General features: G+C 45.6%; 2 protein-coding genes. Both read left to right on the forward strand.

Annotation, left to right across the window (positions count from 1 at the left end):
* The coding region (locus RVS70_RS22070; protein ID WP_321134857.1) for a hypothetical protein at positions 1–79 on the forward strand (79 nt) is incomplete at its 5' end.
* 12 nt (positions 80–91) lie between these two features.
* The coding region (gene clpQ / locus RVS70_RS22075; RefSeq protein ID WP_321134855.1) for an ATP-dependent protease subunit ClpQ at positions 92–504 on the forward strand (413 nt) is incomplete at its 3' end.

Below are 504 nucleotides of genomic sequence, written 5' to 3' on the forward strand. Positions count from 1 at the left end.
GATATACACGCACGTTTCGAAGGAAATGTTGAGAAACACATATATGTCCCACCACCCAAGTGCATTTAAGAAAAATTAAAGGAGGCCCTGTATGTCATCTTTTCATGCGACCACAATATTTGCCGTACAGCATAAAGGACGAAGCGCTATGTCTGGAGACGGCCAAGTAACGTTTGGTCAGGCTGTTGTCATGAAACACACGGCACGAAAAGTGAGAAAACTGTTTAACGGCAAGGTTCTTGCTGGCTTTGCGGGATCTGTTGCAGACGCTTTCACTTTATTCGAAAAGTTTGAAGCCAAGCTTGAAGAATATAACGGCAACTTAAAACGGGCGGCTGTTGAGCTTGCGAAGGAATGGCGCAGCGATAAAGTGCTTAGAAAGCTTGAAGCCATGCTGATTGTGATGAATCAGGATACTTTGCTTCTCGTATCGGGAACAGGCGAGGTGATCGAACCAGATGACGGCATTCTTGCAATTGGATCAGGAGGCAATTACGCTTTGGC

This window comes from Virgibacillus sp. M23 (assembly GCF_034190895.1).
Taxonomy (GTDB): domain Bacteria; phylum Bacillota; class Bacilli; order Bacillales; family Amphibacillaceae; genus Virgibacillus; species Virgibacillus salarius.